The sequence below is a fragment of the Arthrobacter sp. 131MFCol6.1 genome, assembly GCF_000374925.1.
GTDB lineage: Bacteria > Actinomycetota > Actinomycetes > Actinomycetales > Micrococcaceae > Arthrobacter.
This window is the reverse complement of the sequence record NZ_KB895552.1, coordinates 53,431-72,311: the sequence shown is the minus strand read 5'-3', so window position 1 is coordinate 72,311 and position 18,881 is coordinate 53,431. Positions and strand designations below refer to the sequence as shown.

Below are 18,881 nucleotides of genomic sequence, written 5' to 3'. Positions count from 1 at the left end.
GAGCTTCGATGATTCCGGGAGAATACGTTCTCAGTTCCGCGCCGCTGGCCATCAACGCCGGCCGTGAGGCGGTGGACGTCGCGGTGACCAACACCGGAGACCGGCCCGTCCAGGTGGGCTCGCATTATCACTTTGCCGAAGCCAACTCCGCGCTGTTGTTTGACCGGGCGGCCGCTTACGGCCGCCGGCTGGACATCCCGGCCGGCACCGCCGCGCGGTTCGAACCTGGGGACAGCAGGACCGTCAGGCTGATCGAGCTCGCGGGCAGCCGTGAAGTGTACGGACTCAGCAACGCCGTCAACGGCCCACTCGACGAGACCGGACTCCATGTTTCCGAACTCCACGTTTCCGAACTCCACGTTTCCGAACGGAAAGGTGACGCGCAGTGAGCTTCGAGCTATCCCGCAGGCAGTATGCGGACCTCTACGGCCCGACGACGGGCGACGCCATCCGCCTGGCCGACACCGACCTGTTCCTTGAGATCGAGCAAGACCTCACCGTCTACGGTGAGGAAGTGGTGTTCGGCGGCGGGAAGGTGATCCGCGACGGCATGGGCCAGAACGGCCAGCTGACCCGCGACGGTGCTGGTTCCGGCAGTATTGGTTCCGGCAGCGGAGTCCCGGACACCGTGATCACCAACGTCGTCGTGCTGGACTACACCGGCATCTACAAGGCCGACGTCGCCCTCCGGGACGGCCACATCTTCCGGATCGGCAAGGCCGGCAACCCGCAGATCACCGACGGCGTGGACATCGTGATCGGTGCGAGCACCGAGATCATTGCCGGCGAGCGGAAGATCCTGACCGCCGGCGGGGTGGACTCCCACATTCACTTCATCTCCCCGGACCAGGTCGCTGCCGCCCTGTGCAGCGGCGTGACCACGATGGTCGGCGGCGGCACCGGCCCGGCCGAGGGCACCAAAGCCACCACGGTCACGCCGGGCGCATGGCACATCGGCCGGATGCTGCAGGCCGCCGAGGGGCTCCCCATCAACATCGGGCTGTTCGGCAAGGGCCACGCGTCCGCCGTCGAACCCCTGGCCGAGCAAATCCGCGCCGGCGCGATCGGGCTGAAAGTCCATGAGGACTGGGGCTCCACCACGTCCTCGATCGACACGTCGCTGCAGGTCGCGGACCAGTACGACGTCCAGGTTGCCATCCACACCGACACCCTGAACGAGTGCGGCTTCGTGGAGGACACCATCCGGGCTATCGACGGCCGCGTGATCCACACCTTCCACACCGAAGGCGCCGGCGGCGGCCACGCCCCGGACATCATCAAGATCGCCGGGCTGCCCAACGTCCTGCCGGCCTCCACCAACCCCACCCTGCCGTACACGCGCAACACCATCGAAGAGCACCTGGACATGCTTATGGTCTGCCACCACCTGAACCCGGACATCCCGGAGGACGTGGCGTTCGCGGATTCCCGCATCCGCGCCGAGACCATCGCCGCCGAGGACGTCCTGCAGGATCTGGGCATCTTCGCGATCACGTCCTCGGACTCCCAGGCCATGGGCCGGGTGGGCGAGGTGATCATCCGCACCTGGCAGGTGGCGGACAAGATGAAGAAACAGCGCGGCGTGCTCAAAGACCCCGACGGCGGCAGCCACGGCGCCGCGTCCGGGCTGGGGGCGGAGAGCGACAACTTCCGGCTGAAGCGCTACGTGGCCAAATACACCATCAACCCCGCCATCGCGCAGGGCATGGCCGACTCCATCGGCTCCGTGGAGGTCGGCAAGTTCGCGGACCTGGTGCTCTGGGACCCGGCGTTCTTCGGAGTGAAGCCGGACCTTGTGCTCAAGGGCGGCCAGATCGCCTACGCCCTCATGGGGGACGCTAACGCCTCCATCCCCACTCCACAGCCGCGCACCATGCGGCCGATGTTCGCCGCTTATGGCAAGGCGCTGCAGCAGTCCTCTATCACCTTCCTCTCCCAGGCGGCGATCGAGGCCGGGGTCCCGGCGGAGCTTGGACTGGAGAAGGTCATCCGGCCGGTGTCCGGCATCCGCAGCCTCACCAAGGCGGACCTCAAGTACAACGGCGCCACCCCTGCTATCGAGGTGGACCCGGAAACGTATCAGGTGAGCGTCGACGGCGAGGACGTCACGTGCGAACCGTCGGACGTCCTGCCCATGGCGCAGCGTTACTTCCTTTTCTAGGCTTCCAGAGGAGACCACCCATGATCATCGAAAAGGTGCTCGGCAACACCCACGACCTCCCTCCGGGTCCGGACCCCTACTTGGGGCTCCACCGGGAAAAGGTGGTGCTGCCCAGCGCCCAGCTGGTCAAACGCATCCAGCGTGTCACCACCGACCACGGGAAGGAACTCGGCATCCGCCTTCCCGCCGGTTCCGGGGACCTGCGCGACGGGGACATCCTGCACGTGGCCGACACCAACATGATCGTGGTGTCGGTGCTGGCCACCGACGTCCTGGTGATCGCCCCGCGCTCCATCCACGAGATGGGGGTGGTGGCACACTCCCTGGGCAACCGGCACCTGCAGGCCCAGTTCTTCGACGCTTCCTCGGAGTACGGGGCGGAAGTGATGGTCTGCCAGTACGACCACACCGTGGAGGACTATCTCAAACACGTCGGAGCGCCCTACGATCGCCAGGAACGCGTGATGCCCGTCCCCTTCCGCCATGCCGAACACAGCCACTAGTTTTCTCTTCCGCGGATGGGGCGCCGCCCCGGATTTGGGGCCGTGCCCGTCCCCAGCCGCTCCCAACTCTCGCAAGCTCGAGTCGGGACCCTCGCGGCAGTGGGCCCATCGCGGTGCCCACCACACCGCAGCCCCCTTCCCAGCTTCGCGCATTTGGGGGCGGTCGTGACCCAGTACCAGTTGGCGTTGCAGCAGCTGACGGACTCGGCGCTTCCTACCGGGGCGTTTGCTCACTCGCTCGGGTTTGAGACTTACATTGACCGCGGGCTGGTGCGGGATGAGGCGAGCTTTGGGGTGTGGCTGGCGGCGTTCATTTCACAGCAGCTGACGTACTCGGACGCCCTGGCCATCCGGTTCCTCTATGAGGGTGCCACTGTTGCCGGACTGGATTCGTTGCTGACCGCCCAGTTGCTGCCCCGGCAGCTGCGCGAGGCCAGTACCAAGATGGGCGGCCGGCTGCTGGAGATCGGTGCCGAGATCTTCCCGTCCGCTGAACTGGCGGAGTACCGGGAGCTGGTGGGTTCCGGCCGTGCCGCCGGGCATCAGCCGGTGGCGTTCGCCGTCGTCGCCCGTTCCCTGGGGGTCCCGCTGCCGGAGGCCCTCGCCGCTTACTTGTTCGCCGCCGTCACGTCATTGACGCAGAACGCCGTCCGGGCGATCCCGCTGGGGCAGAACGCCGGCCAACGGCTGCTGCGGAACGCCGCCGCCGACGTCGCCTCCGCGGTCGAGCGGGTCAGTCACCTCACGCCCGACGATTTCGGGGCGGTCAGCCCCGGTCTCGAAATTTCGCAGACGCGGCACGAACGCCAGCGCGCCCGCATGTTTATGAGCTAACAGATCTGTATGAAAAGTGTTTTAAGAAATATGTCTGGAGAAGAATATGTCTGAGCCCATCAAAATCGGCATCGGCGGCCCGGTGGGTGCCGGCAAGACCCAGCTCGTGGAGCGGCTCACCCGTCACATGAGCCGGGAGATCTCCATGGCAGCCATCACCAACGACATCTACACGATCGAGGATGCCAGGATTCTCGCCGCCAACGGGATCCTCCCGGTGGACCGGATCATCGGCGTCGAAACCGGCGGCTGCCCGCACACCGCCATCCGCGAAGACACGTCCATGAACACAGCGGCCATCGAGGAGTTGAAGCAGCGGCACCCTGACCTGCAGGTGATCTTCGTGGAATCCGGCGGCGACAACCTCTCCGCCACGTTCAGCCCCGAACTGGTGGACTTCTCGATCTACATCATCGACGTGGCCCAGGGCGAGAAAATCCCGCGCAAGGCAGGCCAGGGCATGATCAAGTCCGATCTGTTCATCATCAACAAGACCGACCTCGCGCCGCACGTCGGCGCGGACCTGGCCGTCATGGAGCGGGACTCCAAGGAATTCCGTGGCGAGAAGCCGTTCTGCTTCACGAACCTCAAGACCGACGAAGGGCTGGAACGCGTCATCGACTGGGTGCGGCGGGACGTCCTGATGCTCGACCTGGCGCCATGAGCGCACGCGGGGTCAGTCCCGGCGAGCTAACCTCTGAGGCGGCGAGGCCGGATTTTGGGGCCGCGGCGTGGCGGGCACCGCGAAGCGGGCACGGCCCCAAATCCGGCGAAGCCGCCGGCGCCAACCAGACCGCCCGGGAACCGATGGGGGAGCTCGAACTCGTGGTGGCCGAGCGTGCAGGTCGTTCTGTTGCAACGCATCAGTACCATCGGGGGGCATTGCGGGTTTTGCGGCCGCATTACTTGGATGGCAGCGGGCAGGTTTGTTATGTGCTCGTCAATCCTGGCGGGGCCTATCTTGGGGCTGACCTGTATGTGATCGATGTCGAGGTGGCGGACGGGGCGAAGTTGCTGCTCGCCACGCAGTCGGCCACCAAGATCTACCGGACTCCGGGGTCCTTTGCCGAACAGCGGATGCGGCTGCGGCTCGGGGAGGGCGCACAGTTGGAGCTGGCCCCGGATCAGGTGATCGCCTACCGGGAGGCCAGCTACCGGCAGAATACGATCGTGACGGTGCGGCCGTCGTCGAGCCTCATCATGGCTGAAATTGTGACCCCGGGGTGGTCGCCGGACGGGGCCGCGTTCCGGTACGAGGAGCTGCGGCTCCGGACCGAAATCCGGGTCGAGTCGGAGGCGTCCATCGGGGAGGCCGGCGGGCTGCTGGCCCTGGACAACGTGCTCATCCGCCCGCCCTTGGGCGATGTGACGGGGATGGCGTTCATGGAGGGTTTCAGCCACCTGGGGTCGCTGATGGTGGTGGACCCGCGCGTGGACCAGGCCCTCGCCGACGAACTGCATGAGATTACGGCCGGGTACGGCGCCCATACCGGCATTTCGCTCACGGCCGCCGTGCTGGGAACGGCCGGGCTGGTGCTGAGATCGCTCTCCAACAGCACGGAGGAACTCAAACGCGTGCTCGGGGCCGCCACCGCTTTGCTGCGGAAACGCTGGTATGGGCAGGATCCTTTGGATCTGAGGAAGTACTGAAGGCCAGGACCGGGCAGATGGCCGCGCTGCGCCGGCTTCGGGCGCTGAGCGCCCGACCCGCGCCGCTGATCAAAGCCGGCGCGCGCCCACTGCCGGCAGGACAGTAAAGACATCCGGTGCCCGGAGCCCGCGCGCGGCGAAGCCGGCCAGGACCGCGGTCCGGACCCAAGCGGCGTCGTCCACCGGAACCAGGGCGATGGCGGAGCCGCCGAACCCGCCACCTGTCATCCGGGCCCCGATAGCCCCGCTGGCGCGCGCGGTGTCAACGGCCAGGTTCAGTTCCGGGCAGGAGATCTCGAAGTCGTCCCGCATGGAACGGTGGCTGGCGTCCAGCAGGTCCCCGATAGCCCGGGGTCCGTGGGACGTGAGCAGTTCCGCGGTCCGGGCGACCCGTTCGTTCTCGGTGACGATGTGCCGGACCCGGCGGAAGGTCACGTCGTCGAGGATGCGCTCTGCCCGGGGCAGATCGGCGGTGTCGAGATCGCGGAGGGCGCCGATGCCCAGAGCTCGGGCGCCCCGGATGCAGGAGGCCCGGCGTTCGGCATACCCGCCGGTGGCATGGGCGTGCGAGACCTTCGTGTCAATCACCAGGCAGACCAGCCCGGACTCCTCCAGTCCGAGCGGCACCGGGCGGGAGCTGAGGTCACGGCAGTCCAGGTAGACGGCGCAGTCCTTGGTGCCGAGCATCGAGGCGGACTGGTCCATGATGCCGGTGGGGGCGCCGACCACGTTGTTTTCGGCCCGCCGTCCGATGGCCGCCAGTTCGGCGCGGCCCAGGCCGGCCCCGGTGAGATCGGACAAGGCCAGGGCGACGGCGCATTCCAGGGCGGCGGAGGAGGACAGTCCGGCGCCGACCGGGACATCGGAGGACACGAACAGGTCAAAGCCCGGCACCGTGATGCCGGCGCGTTCCAGCTCCCACGCCACCCCGGCCGGGTACGCGGACCAGCCGGCCGCTTGGTCCGGGACGAAGGTGTCGAGATCGAATTCCACCGGGTCAGCGCCCGCGAACGCGGAGGCCAGCCGCACGGTGCGGTCTGCCCGGACCGCCACGGCCACGGTGGTGGTGCGGTTGATGGCGAACGGCAGGACGAGGCCGTCGTTGTAGTCCGTGTGTTCGCCGATCAGGTTGACCCGTCCCGGTGCCTGCCAGACGCCGTCGGGCTCGTGGCTGAAGTGGCCAGTGAAGGCGCGGGTCAGCACGTCCGCCAGGGCCGTTCTTGTGGTGTCGGTGGTGGTCATGCCGTTCCTGTCCTGGCGTCCCGGAGCCGGGCCGCGACCTCTTCGGGAGTGGTGTCGTTGATGAAGGCGCCCATGGCGGCCTCGGAGCCGGCCAGGAACTTGAGTTTGTCCGCGGCTCGCCGCGGGGAGGTGAGCTGCAGGTGCAGGTACCCGGACCGGCGCAAAACCGGGTCAAGGGGGGCCTGGTGCCAGGCGCTGATGTATGGCGTCGGGCTGCCGTAGAGCCTGTCGAGGCGGCCCAGCAGGTCCGGATACAGGACGGCGAGCTCGTCACGCTCGCCGTCGGTCAGCGCGGCGAGGTCCGGAACCTGGCGGTGCGGGACCAGATGGACTTCCAGCGGCCAGCGGGCCGCGAACGGCACGTAGGCGCTGAAGAATTCGCCCTCGAGCACCATCCGGGCGCCGTCGGCACGTTCATTCGCCAGAATGGTGCCGGTCAGGGTGGCCGTCCCGCCTGCCGCCTCATGGAACTGCCGGGCGGCCGCGGCCATGACCGCGGCCCGCGGCGTGACGTACGGGTAGGCGTAGATCTGCCCGTGCGGGTGGTGCAGTGTCACGCCGATGTCCTGGCCGCGGTTCTCGAAGCAGAACACCTGCGCCACGCCGGGCAGGGCGCTGAGGGCTTCGGTCCGGTGCGCCCAGGCGTCGATCACGGTGCGCACGCGCCGGTTGCTGAGCGCCGAAAAGGTTCCGGTGTGCGCAGACGTGAACGCCACCACTTCGCACCGGCCGCCGGCCACCCCGCGGCTGCCCCAGCCCGGAGAGGCCGGGGCCGCGGCGAGATCCGGGCCGAGCGAGGGGAAGCGGTTTTCAAACACGGCGACGTCGTAATCCGCCGGGATCTCCGAAGGCCGCGCGTCGGTGCTCGGGCACAGCGGGCACTCGTCCGCCGGCGGAAGATGCGTCCTGTGTTGCCGGTGCGCGGCGACCGCCACCCATTCCCCGGTCAGCGCGTCGTACCGGATTTCCCCGGACGGGCCGCGCTCGGGAAGGTCGCGGCGGTCCCTCGACGGGCGCTGCAGGGGATGGGCAGTGTCGTCGAAAAACAGGAGCTCGCGCCCGTCGGCGAGTCGGGTACTGGTCACCGCGGACACCGACGCCGGGGCGTCAACGCGGCTGATCATGCTGGTCATGGGGTTCCTTCAAGGATGGGGGACGGGCGGTGCCGAAAGGAGCGGTCAGAGATTCAGCGGTCAGAGGGCCTGGACGTGCAGGAGCAGGGCGTGCTCCGGGTTCAGGACCGGCAGGGGCAGGCCGACGTGCTGCAGGAAGGCGCCGGTGGCAACGGCCCCGTCTTCCAGCCAGGCGGGCGGCCGGATCTGGGTGAAGGTGTGCGCGTAGTCGCCGTCGAGAGGGGTGGGCAGTTCGGCCCGGACCCGGTAGTTTCGCTGCGGGTCGAGGCCCGGAAGCGAGGCCAGTCCGGGGACCTCGGCGGGGGCGGACGCCAGGGACACCGCCGCGAACAGGGCCTCGCCGCCGTCGTGCGCCACCACACCGTGGACGCGCAAGGTGGGCTCGGCGGTGTCCGCGTTGACGCGCTTGCCGGAGTGGAGCAGCGCACGGTGGCGTTTGTACAGCGCAATGGCGCGGCGCAGCGTGGCCCGCTCCCCGTCCGTGGCTGTGCGGATGTCCCACTCCATGCCGAAGTGGCCAAAGAGGGCGGTGATGGCGCGGAAGGAGATGTCGTGGGTGCGGGCGGTGGTGTGCGAGGTGGTGGGGCCGATATGTGATCCGACGAGTTCCGGCGGCAGGACCGACTGGGTCCACCGCTGGATGGTCTGGCGCTCCAGGGCGTCGTTGCAGTCCGATGCCCACACGCGGTCGGTGCGCTGCAGGATGCCGAGGTCCACACGGCCCCCTCCGGAGGAGCAGCTTTCGATCTCCACATCCGGGTGGGCTGCCTTGAGCGCGTCGAAGAGGCGGTAGGCGGCCAGCGTCTGCTCGTGAACGGACGGGCGGCCGCCGCGACCGTGCTCGGTGAGGTCACGGTTCTGGTCCCACTTGAGGTAGGCGATGGCGTTCTTGCGCAGCAGCGCGTCGAGGCGGCCGAAGATGTACTGCCAGGCCTCCGGGTTGGCGAGGTCCAGGACGTGCTGGTGGCGCCAGGGGTGCGGGAGCCGGCCGCCGTCCTTGTAGGAGAGCACCGACGGGCCAACGATCCAGTCCGGGTGCTCGCGCGCGACGTCGGACTCCAGATTGACCATCTCCGGCTCCACCCACAGGCCGAACTCCATGCCGTGGCCGGTGACCGCGTCGATCAGCGGGGTGAGGCCGTCGGGCCAGAGGCCTTCGTCCACGTACCAGTCGCCGAGGCCCGCATGGTCGTCGCGGCGGCCGCGGAACCAGCCGTCGTCGAGGACGAACCGTTCCACGCCGAGCTTGGCGGCCGAATCGGCCAATTCCAGCAGGGGTTCGAGGCTGTGGTCGAAGTACACGGCCTCCCAGGTGTTGAGCACCACCGGGCGGACCCGTCCGGACGTGGTGTCCACGTGCTGCGGCCGGGCGCGGAACCAGTCGTAGAAGGCCTCGGTGATGCCGTCCAGGCCGCGCCCGGAGTAGGCGGCGAAGAGCGGCGGCGTCTGGTAGCTGGCGCCGGGGTGGAGCACCACCTCGCCGGAGCCGAGCAGCTCCGCGGCGCCGAGCATGCGCCGGCCGTCGGCAAGGCTGTCGAGGTATTGCTCGTGGTTGCCGCTCCAGCCGAAATGCGTGGCCCAGACCTGGCCGCGCCGGTTGGCGAAACCGGCGGTTCCGGCGGCCACGAGCAGCGAGGAATCGTGGCCGGTCCGGCCGTGCCGGCCGGTGCGGACCCAGGTGCCCTGCTGGACGGCGTGCCGCTGCGGGTGGTTTTCGCGGCACCAGCGTCCGGTGAGGTCGAGCAGTTCCGTGGCGTCCCGCGGCACCGGCAGCACCGAGGCCAGTTCCTCAAGCTGGTAAGCGGCCGTGCCGCTGTTGGTCAGGGTGTGCGCCAGCTCCAGGAGGCCGCCCGGGTGCAGGGTGAGTTCGGAGCTGACCTCGAGTCCGGCGTCGGCATCCCGGTGGATGATGAGGACTCCGCGGCCGCCGTCCTGCACTTCGGCGGAAACCACCCGCAGGGCCGGCGAGAAGTCCCCGCCGGCGGTGCCGTCGGTACTCCGGTGCCCGCGCAGCCCGGGCCGCCCGGCCCAGCCGGAGGAGGCCTGCGGGAGCAGCCCGGCGGTGACGGGAATGTCGAGGGCGGAGTGCGGGACCGGTCCGCGGAGGATCGCCAGATCGGGGAGGTTCTCCCCGAGGTCGGCGCCCCAATGGACGATCTCGGCCTCGCCGGAGTCGAAGGCCAGCAGGACGCTGGTGCCGGCAGAACGCAGGTGCACGGGGTGCATGGGATTCGCTTTCAGTTGTGCGGAAGTCAGGTGCTGGTGCGCGGGATCCCGGCGGGAGATCCCGCGCACCGGGCGCCGCCGTGGCGGGCGGCTATGGCTTCAGGGGCCTACTTGAAGAGGGCGTTGACCTGGTCGTTGGCTTCGGTGAGGGAGCTGGCAGGCTTCTTGCCGGAGAGGACGGCGTCCATGGCCGGCTTCATGATGCCGTCCACCTTGGCTGCCTTATCCGCGATCGGGAACAGGAACGTGGTTCCTTCCTTGACGTGGGTGGTGAAGGCTGAGACGTCGGTGCCCTTGGCCTTGAACGCTTCGGCTGCCTTCTCGGAGGAGCTGGTGAGAGCCGGGAACACGACGGCCTTGGAGGCTACGACGTCCTGGCAGGCGGTGGAGGCGAGGTATTCGACCCACTTGACCGAGGCGGCCGGGTTCTTGGTGCCTGCCCAGACGGAGTCGGCCAGGCCGTTGAACATGCTGGCGCGCTTGCCATCAGGGCCCTTCGGGGTGGGGGCGAACGCGGTCTTCACGCCCTTGTAGCTCTGGTACTGGCCGATCAGCCAGTCGCCGGTGGTGTTGATGGCAGCCTTGCCGGCGCCGAAGTTGTCCGCCAGGCTGGCGCCGACGGTGGTTTCGAGCTTGGGCATGTAGCCCTTCTCGGTCAGTCCGGCCCACCAGGCGATGGTCTCCTGGAACTTGGGGTCGTCGTAGTTGAACTTGGTGCCCCAGGGGTTCTTGTCCGTGGCGGTCCAGCCGGTGGTGGCGCTGAGGAAGCTCCACTCGGTCTGGCCCTGCCCGGAGCCGCTGCCGGCCAGGCCGAGGCCGTAGACGGCCACGTTGTTCTTGTCGAAGCCTGCCTCGTCGCCGCGCACGCCCTTCTCGTCCACAGTCAGGTGCGCGATTGCCTTCTCGTAGCTGCCGCCGTCCTGCGGGTTCCAGTCCAGGTTGGCCATCTGCTCGGCGGTCAGGCCCGCGGAGTCCGTCATGGCCTTGTTGTAGAACAGGCCCACGGTGTCCCAGTCCTTGGGTAGTCCGTAGCGCTTGCCGTCCTGGCCCACCCAGAGCTCGGGGAGTCCCTTGGTGTAGCTCTCCAGCTTGATGCCGTCCTTGGCCACTGCCTCGTCGAGGGAGAGCAGTTGCTTCTTCGCGGCGTATTCGGGGTACTTCGAGAGGTGGTTGGTGAAGACGTCGGGGGCGGTGCCGGCGACGAAGCCGTTGGTCAGGGTGGTCCAGTAGTCGTCCCAGCCGCGCTGGGTGATCTTGACCTTGATGTCCGGGTTGGCTTTGGTGAAATCGTCCGCGCACTGCTTGTAGGCCGGGAGTTGGTTGGCGTCCCACAGCCAGTAGTTGATTTCGCCCTTGGCCTCGGTGGAGGCCGGGGCGGACCCGCCGCAGGCGGAGAGGGAGATGGCGATGGCTGCGGCGGCAGCGACGGCGCCTAGGGTCTTCTTCATGGTGGACCTTTCGTGGAAATGCTTCTTTGAGGGAACGCTTGTTGACGGGGGAGTGCGTGTTGGGTCGGGGTTATTTGATGCCGGAGAAGCCGATGGAGTTGACCACGCGCTTGCCGAAGGCGATGAAGAGCAGGAGGACGGGCAGGGCCGCGATCAGTGTTGCGGCCATCAGGCCGGACCAGTCGGGGGCGCCCTGCGGGGACTGGGACTTGAAGACGCCCAGGCCCACGGTAAGGACGCGGACGCTTTCGTCCTGGCCCACAAGCAGCGGCCAGAAGTACTCGTTCCACTGGCCGATGAAGGTCAGCAGCGCCAGCGTGGCCAGCGGGGCCGCGGCGTTCGGGAGCACGATCTGGAAGAAGATCCGCACGTGCTTGGCGCCGTCGAGCATGGCGGCCTCTTCCACCTCACGGGACATGGAGAGGAAGAATTGGCGCAGGAAGAAGATGGCGAAGGGGGTCATGAACAGGAACGGCAGGGCCAGGCCGGCGAAGGTGTTGAGCAGGCCGAGGTTCTTGATCATCAGGAAGTTGGGCAGGGCTGTGAAGATCGGCGGGACCATCATGGTGGCCAGGAACAGGCCGAACACCACGTTCCGGCCCGGCCAGCGGAGCCGGGAGAAGGCGTAGGCGGCCATCGCGCTGAAGAACACCTGACCGGCGGTGGTGACGGTGGCGAAGATGACGGAGTTCCGCAGGTACAGCCAGAAGTTGATAGCGGCGCCGGAGCCGCCCTCGGCGATGGCTTCCTCGGGGCTCTGCAGCCCCAGGACCCGCTTGAAGGCGCCGAGGCTGAAGTCGGCCGGCAGCAGGTTGCTGGCGTTCGAGGCCAGGGAGGCGTTGCTGGACAGTGCGGTGCGGAGCATCCAAAGGAACGGCGCGATCGTCACGGCGACGGCGACGGCGACGAGGGCCCAGGCGCCGACGCGGCGCCAGTTGACCGGCTTCCTGGGAGCGGGAACGGTGGTGGCGGGCTTCTTGCGGGAAGGGGCGGAGGTAGTCATGGCTGGGGTTCCTTAGTCCAGATCCGATTCGTTGCCCTTGAGGAACTTCATCTGGACGAAGGCCACAAGAGCGAGAATGACGAAGAGAATGACGGACAGGGCCGAGGCGTAGCCGAAGTCGGATTCACCGAAGGCCTTCTGGTAGATGTACATCTGGATGACGCGGGAGGCATTGATCGGGCCGCCGCCGGTGGTCACTGCCACGGTGTCGAAGACCTGGAAGGAGCCGATCACGGTGACCACCAGGACCAGCACCAGCACGGGCCGCAGGAGCGGCATCGTGATGCTCCAGAAGGTCCGGGTCGGGGAGGCGCCGTCGAGCGAGGCGACCTCGTACACGTGGTTGGGGATGGACTGCAGGCCGGCGAAGATCAGCAGGGCGGTGTAGCCCATGTGGCGCCAAACGTTGACGCCCGCGATGGTGGGGATGGCCCATTGCTCGCTGCCGAAGAAGGCGATGCGCGGCAGGCCCAGCCAGTTGATGACCTCGTTGACGATTCCCAGCTGGTAGTCGAGCATCCAGAACCAGAGCAGTGCAACGATCACGTTCGCCACCAGGAAGGGCAGCAGCAGGGCGCCGCGGATGAAGGTGGACTTGGCGACGTTGTGCATCAGGAGCGCCAGGCCGAGGGCGATCGCGGTCTGGAAGCCGATGTTCAGTGCCACGTACTGGACCGTCACGGCCATGGCGTTCCAGAACAGATCGTCCGCGAAGATCGCGGTGTAGTTTTTGGTGCCGATCCAGGTGGGATCTCCCAGGACGCTGTACTCGGTGAAGCTGAGGTAGACGCCCCGGATGCTTGGCACGAGGTAGAAGGCCACGAAGCCGATCAGGGCCGGGGCGATGAAGAGAAGGGCGACCCTCAGGTCGCTGCGGGTTCGGCGCCGGCCACGGGGGGCGGCATTGCCCGTTCCCGTGCCGGTCGCCTTGCGGGCCGGAACGGCTCCGCGGGCAGTTGTGGTGGTCATTTGTGGTTCCTCCGCTGTTACATGAATGCTGTGACGTGGATTACAACTGAGGCTTGAATCTACACGAGTAACTTTCTAATGCGCAACCGTTTCTTTTATGTTTCCGGGCGGAAACTTTCTGCTCATCACCTGCTATTGACTCGAGTAGAAACTGGTGTGAAACTTGCGTGCATGACTTTCTCACTAGGAATCGTCGGCGCCGGACAGTTCGCAGGCGCCTTCGCCAAACTCTTCGACGCCCATCCCGCGATTTCAGAAGTCCATGTCACCGACGTCCTGCCGGAACGGGCCGAGGCCCTCCGGGAGCGGCTCGGCCTCGCAGGGACCTATCCCAGCTTTGAGGCCATGCTCGACGGCGGCCTCGACGCCGTGGCGATCTTCACTCAGCGCTGGACGCACGGCCCGCTGGTGCTGCAGGCGCTCCGGGCGGGCAAGCATGTGTATTCGGCAGTGCCGATGGCCATCAGCGAGGACGAGATCGCCCGGATCATCGAGGCTGTCCGGGAGACGGGCCTGACCTACATGATGGGCGAGACGAGCTACTACAACCCCGCCACCGTCTATGCCCGCAAGCGCAAGGCTGAGGGCGCCTTCGGCCGCATCTTCTACGCCGAGGGCGACTACGTCCACGACATGGATCTCGGCTTCTACGAGGCCTACCAGTACAGCGGCGGGGAGGACTGGAAGCGCACCGCCAGCTACCCGCCCATGCTGTACCCGACCCACTCCACCGGCGGGGTGCTGGGTGCGATCGGCGGCCATGCCGTCAGCGTCAGCTGCATTGGCGTGCGCGATGAGCGCGGGGACGGTGTGTTCGACAAGGACGTCAGCATGTTCGGCAACGACTTCTCCAATGCCACCGCGCTGTTCGAGCTTTCTACCGGCGGGTCCATGCGCATCAACGAGATGCGCCGCGTCGGCTACCCGTCCCACCTGCGCGAGAGCCGCTTCCGTTATTTCGGCACCGAAGCCAGCTTCGAGCAGCTGGCCCTGGTCAGTGTGTGGCAGGACAAGGAGTCCGTGACCGATGTCAGCGACGAACTGGCCACCCGGGCCACGCTCGCCGCGGACGATCCGGCGCTGGCCGGCGTCGCGCCGGCCCTGCGGGACGCCTTCAGCTCCGGGCTGGCCGCCGTGCACGACGCCGGCCGGCTTCCGGCCGAGTTCCGCGGACTTCACAACGGGCACGAGGGCAGCCACCACTTCCTGGTGGACGACTTTGCCACGGCCGTCGACACGGGAACGCTCCCGCCCGTCAACGCCTGGGAAGCCGCCCGCTACACGCTGCCGGGGATCGTGGCGCACGAGTCCGCCCTCCGCGGCGGGGAGCGGTTGCCCGTGCCGGACCACGGCGACGCCCCCGTCCGGCTGCCTGCGCAGGGAACCAATGAGGAAGGCTTTGCCGGGGAACTCCGGCGGTAGCATGGTCACTGTGCCACACTCGCCCGCCTCCGCCAGGCCCACGATCACCCGAAAAGACGTGGCCAGGCTGGCGGGCGTCAGCACCGCCGTCGTCAGCTATGTGGTGAACGGCGGCCCCAAGCGGGTCTCCCCGGTGACGGCCGCGAAAGTCCGCGAGGCCATCAGCGCCCTGGGATACCGGCCGAACGCCGCGGCGAGGGCCCTGAAGCTGGGCTCCAGCGAGATGCTCGGCATGGTGGTCCCGGACACCACCAACCCCTTCTTCGCCACTTTGGCCCGCGCCGTGGAGGAAGCCGCGGCGGCGCGCGGCTACGCCCTGCTGCTGGCGAACTCGGGCGGATCGGCGGCCAATGAGCGCCGCCAGGTCAGGAACCTCGCGAGCCGCCGCGTGGACGGGGTCTTCCTCTCCAGCGTGCTGTTCGAACCCGACCTGACCGAGCTGGAGCATTCGGAAATCCCCGCCGTGCTGCTTAACCACAGCACCGAGGTGCCGGGCTTCAACTCGGTCGGCGTGGAGCTGCTGGAAGGCTCCCGGCGTGCCGTCGAGCACCTGGTGGGCCACGGCCACCGCAACATCGCCCTGGTCATGGGCATGAACGCCGGCAATGATCTGGACGCCCGCGAGGTCGGCTGGCAGCAGGGCCTCGCGGAGGCCGGCCTCCCGGAAGGGCCCATTCTGCGCTGTGACTTCGACCGGCAGGGCGGCTACCGGGCCGGGCAGCGGCTGGTCGCGGCCGCGGACCGCCCCACTGCCGTGTTTGTCAGTTCCGACCTGCAGGCTGTCGGCCTGCTGCGCGCGGTGTCCGAGGCCGGGCTGCGGGTCCCCGAGGACCTGGCGGTCTTCTCCTTCGACGGCTCGGCTGAGGCGGAGTTCAGCTGGCCGCCGCTGAGCACGGTCGCGCAGCCTGTGCAGGCCATGGCCGAGGCCGCCGTCGAGGCGCTCATTGGCTTTGACGGCCTGTCTCCGACCCGGAACAGGATCTTTCCGGTGGACCTGGTCCTGCGCGCATCCTGCGGCTGCGCGCCGGTGCCCCTCCCCGTCCTTGCGGCACCGGCCGGACAGTAGCGCGGGTTTACCGCAGACTGCGACGACCGGGGCCGGCCTCCAAGAGGCCGACCCCGGTCGGACGTATATTGCGCGGGTCTTTGCCGTGCGGCTACCGGGCAGCCGATGGCGCCGTCTGGTCCTCCGCGGCGGCCGGTTCGCCGGCTGGATGCGCGTTCCGCAGGTGCCGGCCGGACCAGGGTCACTCGCCGTGGACGGCGGCCTGGCGCTCCTCGGACCGGTTTAGATAGGCCAGCAGCAGCGTGCCGGCGCGGTCCAGGTCCCCGGCTTCCAGGGCGGTGCAGATTTCCTCGTTGTCCGGCAGGTAGCCCCGGTAGAAGTGCGCATCCACGGTGGCCTTGTGGAAGAACAGCCGCATCTCGGCCAGGACCTGGGACATGATCGTGTCCAGCCGCCGGCTGCCCGCCAGGGCCACGATAGCGCCATGGAAATGCTGGTTGGCGCTGCCCAGGCCTTCCTCGTCATTGGCGGCGGCGGCGGCTTTGCCCTCTTCCACCGCAGCGCGGACCGCGGCCACGCGCTCCGGGCTGCCGCCGCCGCGGATCGCACTGACTTCAATGGCGCGGCGCACGGTATAGACGTCGTGGATGTCGCCGGCCTCGAGGCTGGCCACGAAGACGCCGCGGTTCGGGTGCCGGACCACCAGGCGCTCGGCCGCCAGTTCGGCGAAGGCCTCGCGGACCGTGTTGCGGGAGACGCCCAGGTCTTCGGCGATGCTCGACTCCGTGAGCCGGGCTCCCGGCAGGAGCAGGCCCTCCGCCAGTTGCAGGCGCAGCTCGGCCGCGACGCGGTCCGCCACGGAGGGGACGGCCACGCGCAGCCGCGCGGCAGCTGCGCCGAGGGCGGAGCCGGCAGCCCCATCGGGAGTGGTCATAGTGCCGAATCTACACGATTGTCCCAATGTTGAATCGTCGGATTGTTGAACAATCCGTGAAATTGATGCATCCTAGTAGGGGGCTATCATGAGACGAGGATCACAAATGGCAACCATTGACCTGAACAGCGACGTTGGCGAATCTTTCGGACGCTGGACCCTGGGCGACGACACGGCGATGTTCCGCTCGGTCTCCAGCGCCAACGTGGCCTGCGGATTCCACGCTGGCGACCCCAGCGTCATCCGCCGGACCTGCCGCGAGGCGGTTGCCGCCGGCGTCGTGATCGGCGCCCACGTCGGCTACCGCGATCTGGCCGGCTTCGGCCGCCGCTTCCTGGACATCGACCCGATCGAACTGGCCGACGACGTCGTCTACCAGATCGGTGCGCTGCAGGCGCTGGCTGCCGTCGAGGGTGGCACGGTTAAGTACGTCAAGCCGCACGGCGGCCTGTACAACGCGATCGTTTCGCACACCGCCCAGGCGAAGGCCGTCGTCGACGCCGTGAAATCCGTTGACCCGAACCTGCCCATCCTGGGCCTGCCGGGCTCGGAAGTGCTGCGCCTGGCCGAGGCCGCCGGCCTCCGCGCGGTTACCGAAGCCTTCGCGGACCGGGCTTACAACCCGGACGGCACCCTCGTGTCCCGTACGCTCCCCGGAGCCGTGCTGGAGGACCCCGCTCTCGGCACTGAGCATGTCCTCCGGATGGCCACCGATTCCGCCATCCGCACCATCGACGGCTCCATCCTGAAAATCCGCGCCGAAAGCATCTGCGTGCACGGTGATTCCCCGGGTGCCGTCGCCATGGCCGCCGCTGTCCGCGAAGCGCTCAACGCCGCAGACATCACCACCGCTGCCTTCGTCTAGACCGCAGCTTCACCGCTTCACACCCCGGTGCCACCGGGACCATCCGCACTTAACCCAAGCAACAGGCAGCACCCCGCACACCTGGAGGAAAACCATGACTGCAGCACCGCATCAGGCCACCCCGGCCGCCGGCAAGAGGAGGATCCCGCCCGGTGCCCTCAAGGCCTACATCGCGAGCCTCACCGGCACTTCGCTGGAGTACTACGACTTCGCGATCTACTCCGTGGCCTCGGCCTTGGTGTTCCCCAAGGTCTTCTTCCCGGGCAACGACGAATACGTCGGGCTGCTGCTGTCGTTCTCGACCTTTGCGGTGGGCTACCTCGCCCGTCCCATCGGCGGCGTGATCTTCGGCCGGCTCGGTGACAAAATCGGCCGCAAGCACGTCCTCGTGACCACCCTGCTGCTGATCGGCATCGCAACGGTGGTAATCGGCGCGCTCCCTGGCTACGCCACCATCGGTATAGCCGCACCCATCATCCTGGTGTTGCTGCGCCTGGCACAGGGCATCGGCGTCGGCGGCGAGTGGGGCGGTGCCGTCCTGCTCTCGAGCGAATTCGGCGACGCCAAGCGGCGCGGCTTCTGGTCTTCCGCCGCGCAGATCGGCCCGCCCGCCGGCAACCTGATGGCCAACGGCGTCCTGGCCGTGCTCGCCGCGACTCTCAGCAACGAAGACTTCCTCTCCTGGGGCTGGCGCGTGGCCTTCCTCGCCTCGGCCGTTTTGGTGGGCTTCGGCCTGCTGATCCGGCTCAAGCTCGAGGAAACCCCCGTCTTCAAGGCCATCCAGGCCCACGGCGAACAGCCCAAGGCCCCCATCAAGGAGGTCTTCACCAAGGAACCGCGCGCCCTCGTGGCCGCCGCCCTGTCCCGCATCAGCCCGGACGTGCTGTACTCCCTGCTCACCGTCTTCATGGCCGTCTACGCCACCAAGCAACTGGGCATGAGCACCAGCAACGTACTGACCGCCATCCTGATCGGCTCCGCCTTCCAGCTGGTCCTGATCCCTGCGGCGGGCGCCCTCACGGACCGCGTCAACCGCCGCCTCGTATACGGTATCGCCGCCGTCGGAACCGCCATTTACATCCCGCTGTTCTTCGTCATGATCCAGGACAAGTCGGTCCTCACACTGACCGTCGGCATCGTGATCGGGCTGGCCTTCCACGCCTTCATGTACGGCCCGCAGGCTGCCTACATCACCGAACAGTTCCCGGCCCGGCTGCGCTACGCCGGCAGTTCGCTGGCCTACACGCTGGCCGGCGTGGTCGGCGGCGCCATCGCACCGTTGGTCTTCACCGCCCTCTTCGCTGCCAGCGGCAATTGGTTCCTGATCGCGGGCTACCTCGCGGTCGCCTCGATCGTGACGGTCATCGGGCTGGCCATCGGGCGCAACCCGCATACCGACGAAGAAGAGCGGCTCCTGCAGGAAGCCCGCGCCTGAGCGGCGCGGGTCCTGTCCACCGGCACCGGCACAATGATTGAGGCAACTCG

The 18,881-nt window shown here is 67.9% G+C and carries 17 protein-coding genes; 10 read left to right on the top strand and 7 right to left on the bottom strand.

Going from position 1 to position 18,881, the window contains the following annotated elements:
• Positions 1-8: 8 nt before the first annotated feature.
• The 6 genes from C566_RS0117350 to C566_RS0117325 all read left to right on the top strand — a co-directional run bounded on the left by C566_RS0117350 (position 9) and on the right by C566_RS0117325 (position 5,148).
• Positions 9-389 (top strand): urease subunit beta, encoded by a 381-nt coding sequence (locus tag C566_RS0117350; RefSeq protein WP_018775628.1) that lies wholly within the window; start codon positions 9-11, stop codon positions 387-389.
• The gene (ureC, locus tag C566_RS0117345) at positions 386-2,161 is read left to right on the top strand and encodes an urease subunit alpha (protein WP_018775627.1); all 1,776 of its coding nucleotides are present in this window, start codon (positions 386-388) and stop codon (positions 2,159-2,161) included. The genes C566_RS0117350 and ureC overlap by 4 nt, the downstream gene beginning before the upstream one ends.
• A 20-nt stretch (positions 2,162-2,181) precedes the next feature.
• Entirely contained in the window at positions 2,182-2,664 is a 483-nt protein-coding gene (ureE, locus tag C566_RS0117340) for an urease accessory protein UreE (protein ID WP_018775626.1), read from the top strand.
• Positions 2,665-2,829: 165 nt separating this feature from the next.
• Positions 2,830-3,498, top strand: coding sequence for an urease accessory protein UreF (locus C566_RS0117335; protein WP_043467319.1), 669 nt, complete (start codon positions 2,830-2,832; stop codon positions 3,496-3,498).
• Positions 3,499-3,544: 46 nt separating this feature from the next.
• The gene (gene ureG, locus C566_RS0117330) at positions 3,545-4,162 is read left to right on the top strand and encodes an urease accessory protein UreG (protein WP_018775624.1); all 618 of its coding nucleotides are present in this window, start codon (positions 3,545-3,547) and stop codon (positions 4,160-4,162) included.
• 143 nt (positions 4,163-4,305) lie between these two features.
• The gene (locus C566_RS0117325) at positions 4,306-5,148 is read left to right on the top strand and encodes an urease accessory protein UreD (protein ID WP_051082352.1); all 843 of its coding nucleotides are present in this window, start codon (positions 4,306-4,308) and stop codon (positions 5,146-5,148) included.
• Positions 5,149-5,217: 69 nt separating this feature from the next.
• Here the strand turns inward: C566_RS0117325 and galK are convergent, their stop codons facing one another.
• The 6 genes from galK to C566_RS0117295 all read right to left on the bottom strand — a co-directional run bounded on the left by galK (position 5,218) and on the right by C566_RS0117295 (position 13,169).
• On the bottom strand, positions 5,218-6,390 hold the full coding sequence (gene galK, locus C566_RS0117320; RefSeq protein WP_018775622.1) for a galactokinase: 1,173 nt from the start codon (positions 6,388-6,390) through the stop codon (positions 5,218-5,220).
• Positions 6,387-7,523 (bottom strand): galactose-1-phosphate uridylyltransferase, encoded by a 1,137-nt coding sequence (galT, locus tag C566_RS0117315; RefSeq protein WP_018775621.1) that lies wholly within the window; start codon positions 7,521-7,523, stop codon positions 6,387-6,389. The genes galK and galT overlap by 4 nt, the downstream gene beginning before the upstream one ends.
• Positions 7,524-7,583: 60 nt before the next feature.
• Positions 7,584-9,749, bottom strand: a complete 2,166-nt coding sequence (locus tag C566_RS0117310; protein WP_018775620.1) for an alpha-galactosidase — start codon at positions 9,747-9,749, stop codon at positions 7,584-7,586.
• Positions 9,750-9,856: 107 nt separating this feature from the next.
• Positions 9,857-11,197 carry an ABC transporter substrate-binding protein gene (locus tag C566_RS0117305; protein ID WP_018775619.1) on the bottom strand — a complete coding sequence of 447 codons (1,341 nt, stop codon included), beginning with the start codon at positions 11,195-11,197 and terminating at the stop codon, positions 9,857-9,859.
• Between the two features lie 70 nt (positions 11,198-11,267).
• Entirely contained in the window at positions 11,268-12,200 is a 933-nt protein-coding gene (locus C566_RS0117300) for a carbohydrate ABC transporter permease (RefSeq protein WP_018775618.1), read from the bottom strand.
• 12 nt (positions 12,201-12,212) lie between these two features.
• The gene (locus tag C566_RS0117295) at positions 12,213-13,169 is read right to left on the bottom strand and encodes a carbohydrate ABC transporter permease (protein ID WP_018775617.1); all 957 of its coding nucleotides are present in this window, start codon (positions 13,167-13,169) and stop codon (positions 12,213-12,215) included.
• A 171-nt stretch (positions 13,170-13,340) separates the two neighbouring features.
• Here C566_RS0117295 and C566_RS0117290 point away from each other — a divergent pair, with 171 nt between their 5' ends.
• Together C566_RS0117290 and C566_RS0117285 are read left to right on the top strand one after the other, a co-directional pair.
• Positions 13,341-14,591 (top strand): Gfo/Idh/MocA family protein, encoded by a 1,251-nt coding sequence (locus tag C566_RS0117290; protein ID WP_018775616.1) that lies wholly within the window; start codon positions 13,341-13,343, stop codon positions 14,589-14,591.
• A 1-nt stretch (position 14,592) separates the two neighbouring features.
• Positions 14,593-15,657 (top strand): LacI family DNA-binding transcriptional regulator, encoded by a 1,065-nt coding sequence (locus tag C566_RS0117285; protein ID WP_018775615.1) that lies wholly within the window; start codon positions 14,593-14,595, stop codon positions 15,655-15,657.
• 181 nt (positions 15,658-15,838) lie between these two features.
• On the opposite strand, the gene C566_RS0117280 is transcribed toward C566_RS0117285, so the two are convergent.
• A complete protein-coding gene (locus C566_RS0117280) occupies positions 15,839-16,531 on the bottom strand; it encodes a GntR family transcriptional regulator (protein ID WP_018775614.1) in 693 nt (230 codons plus the stop codon).
• 106 nt (positions 16,532-16,637) lie between these two features.
• Between C566_RS0117280 and C566_RS0117275 the strand changes: the two genes are divergently transcribed.
• Both C566_RS0117275 and C566_RS0117270 read left to right on the top strand, forming a co-directional pair.
• The gene (locus tag C566_RS0117275) at positions 16,638-17,396 is read left to right on the top strand and encodes a LamB/YcsF family protein (protein WP_018775613.1); all 759 of its coding nucleotides are present in this window, start codon (positions 16,638-16,640) and stop codon (positions 17,394-17,396) included.
• Between the two features lie 94 nt (positions 17,397-17,490).
• The gene (locus tag C566_RS0117270) at positions 17,491-18,831 is read left to right on the top strand and encodes an MFS transporter (RefSeq protein ID WP_018775612.1); all 1,341 of its coding nucleotides are present in this window, start codon (positions 17,491-17,493) and stop codon (positions 18,829-18,831) included.
• The last annotated feature ends 50 nt before the right edge of the window (positions 18,832-18,881 follow it).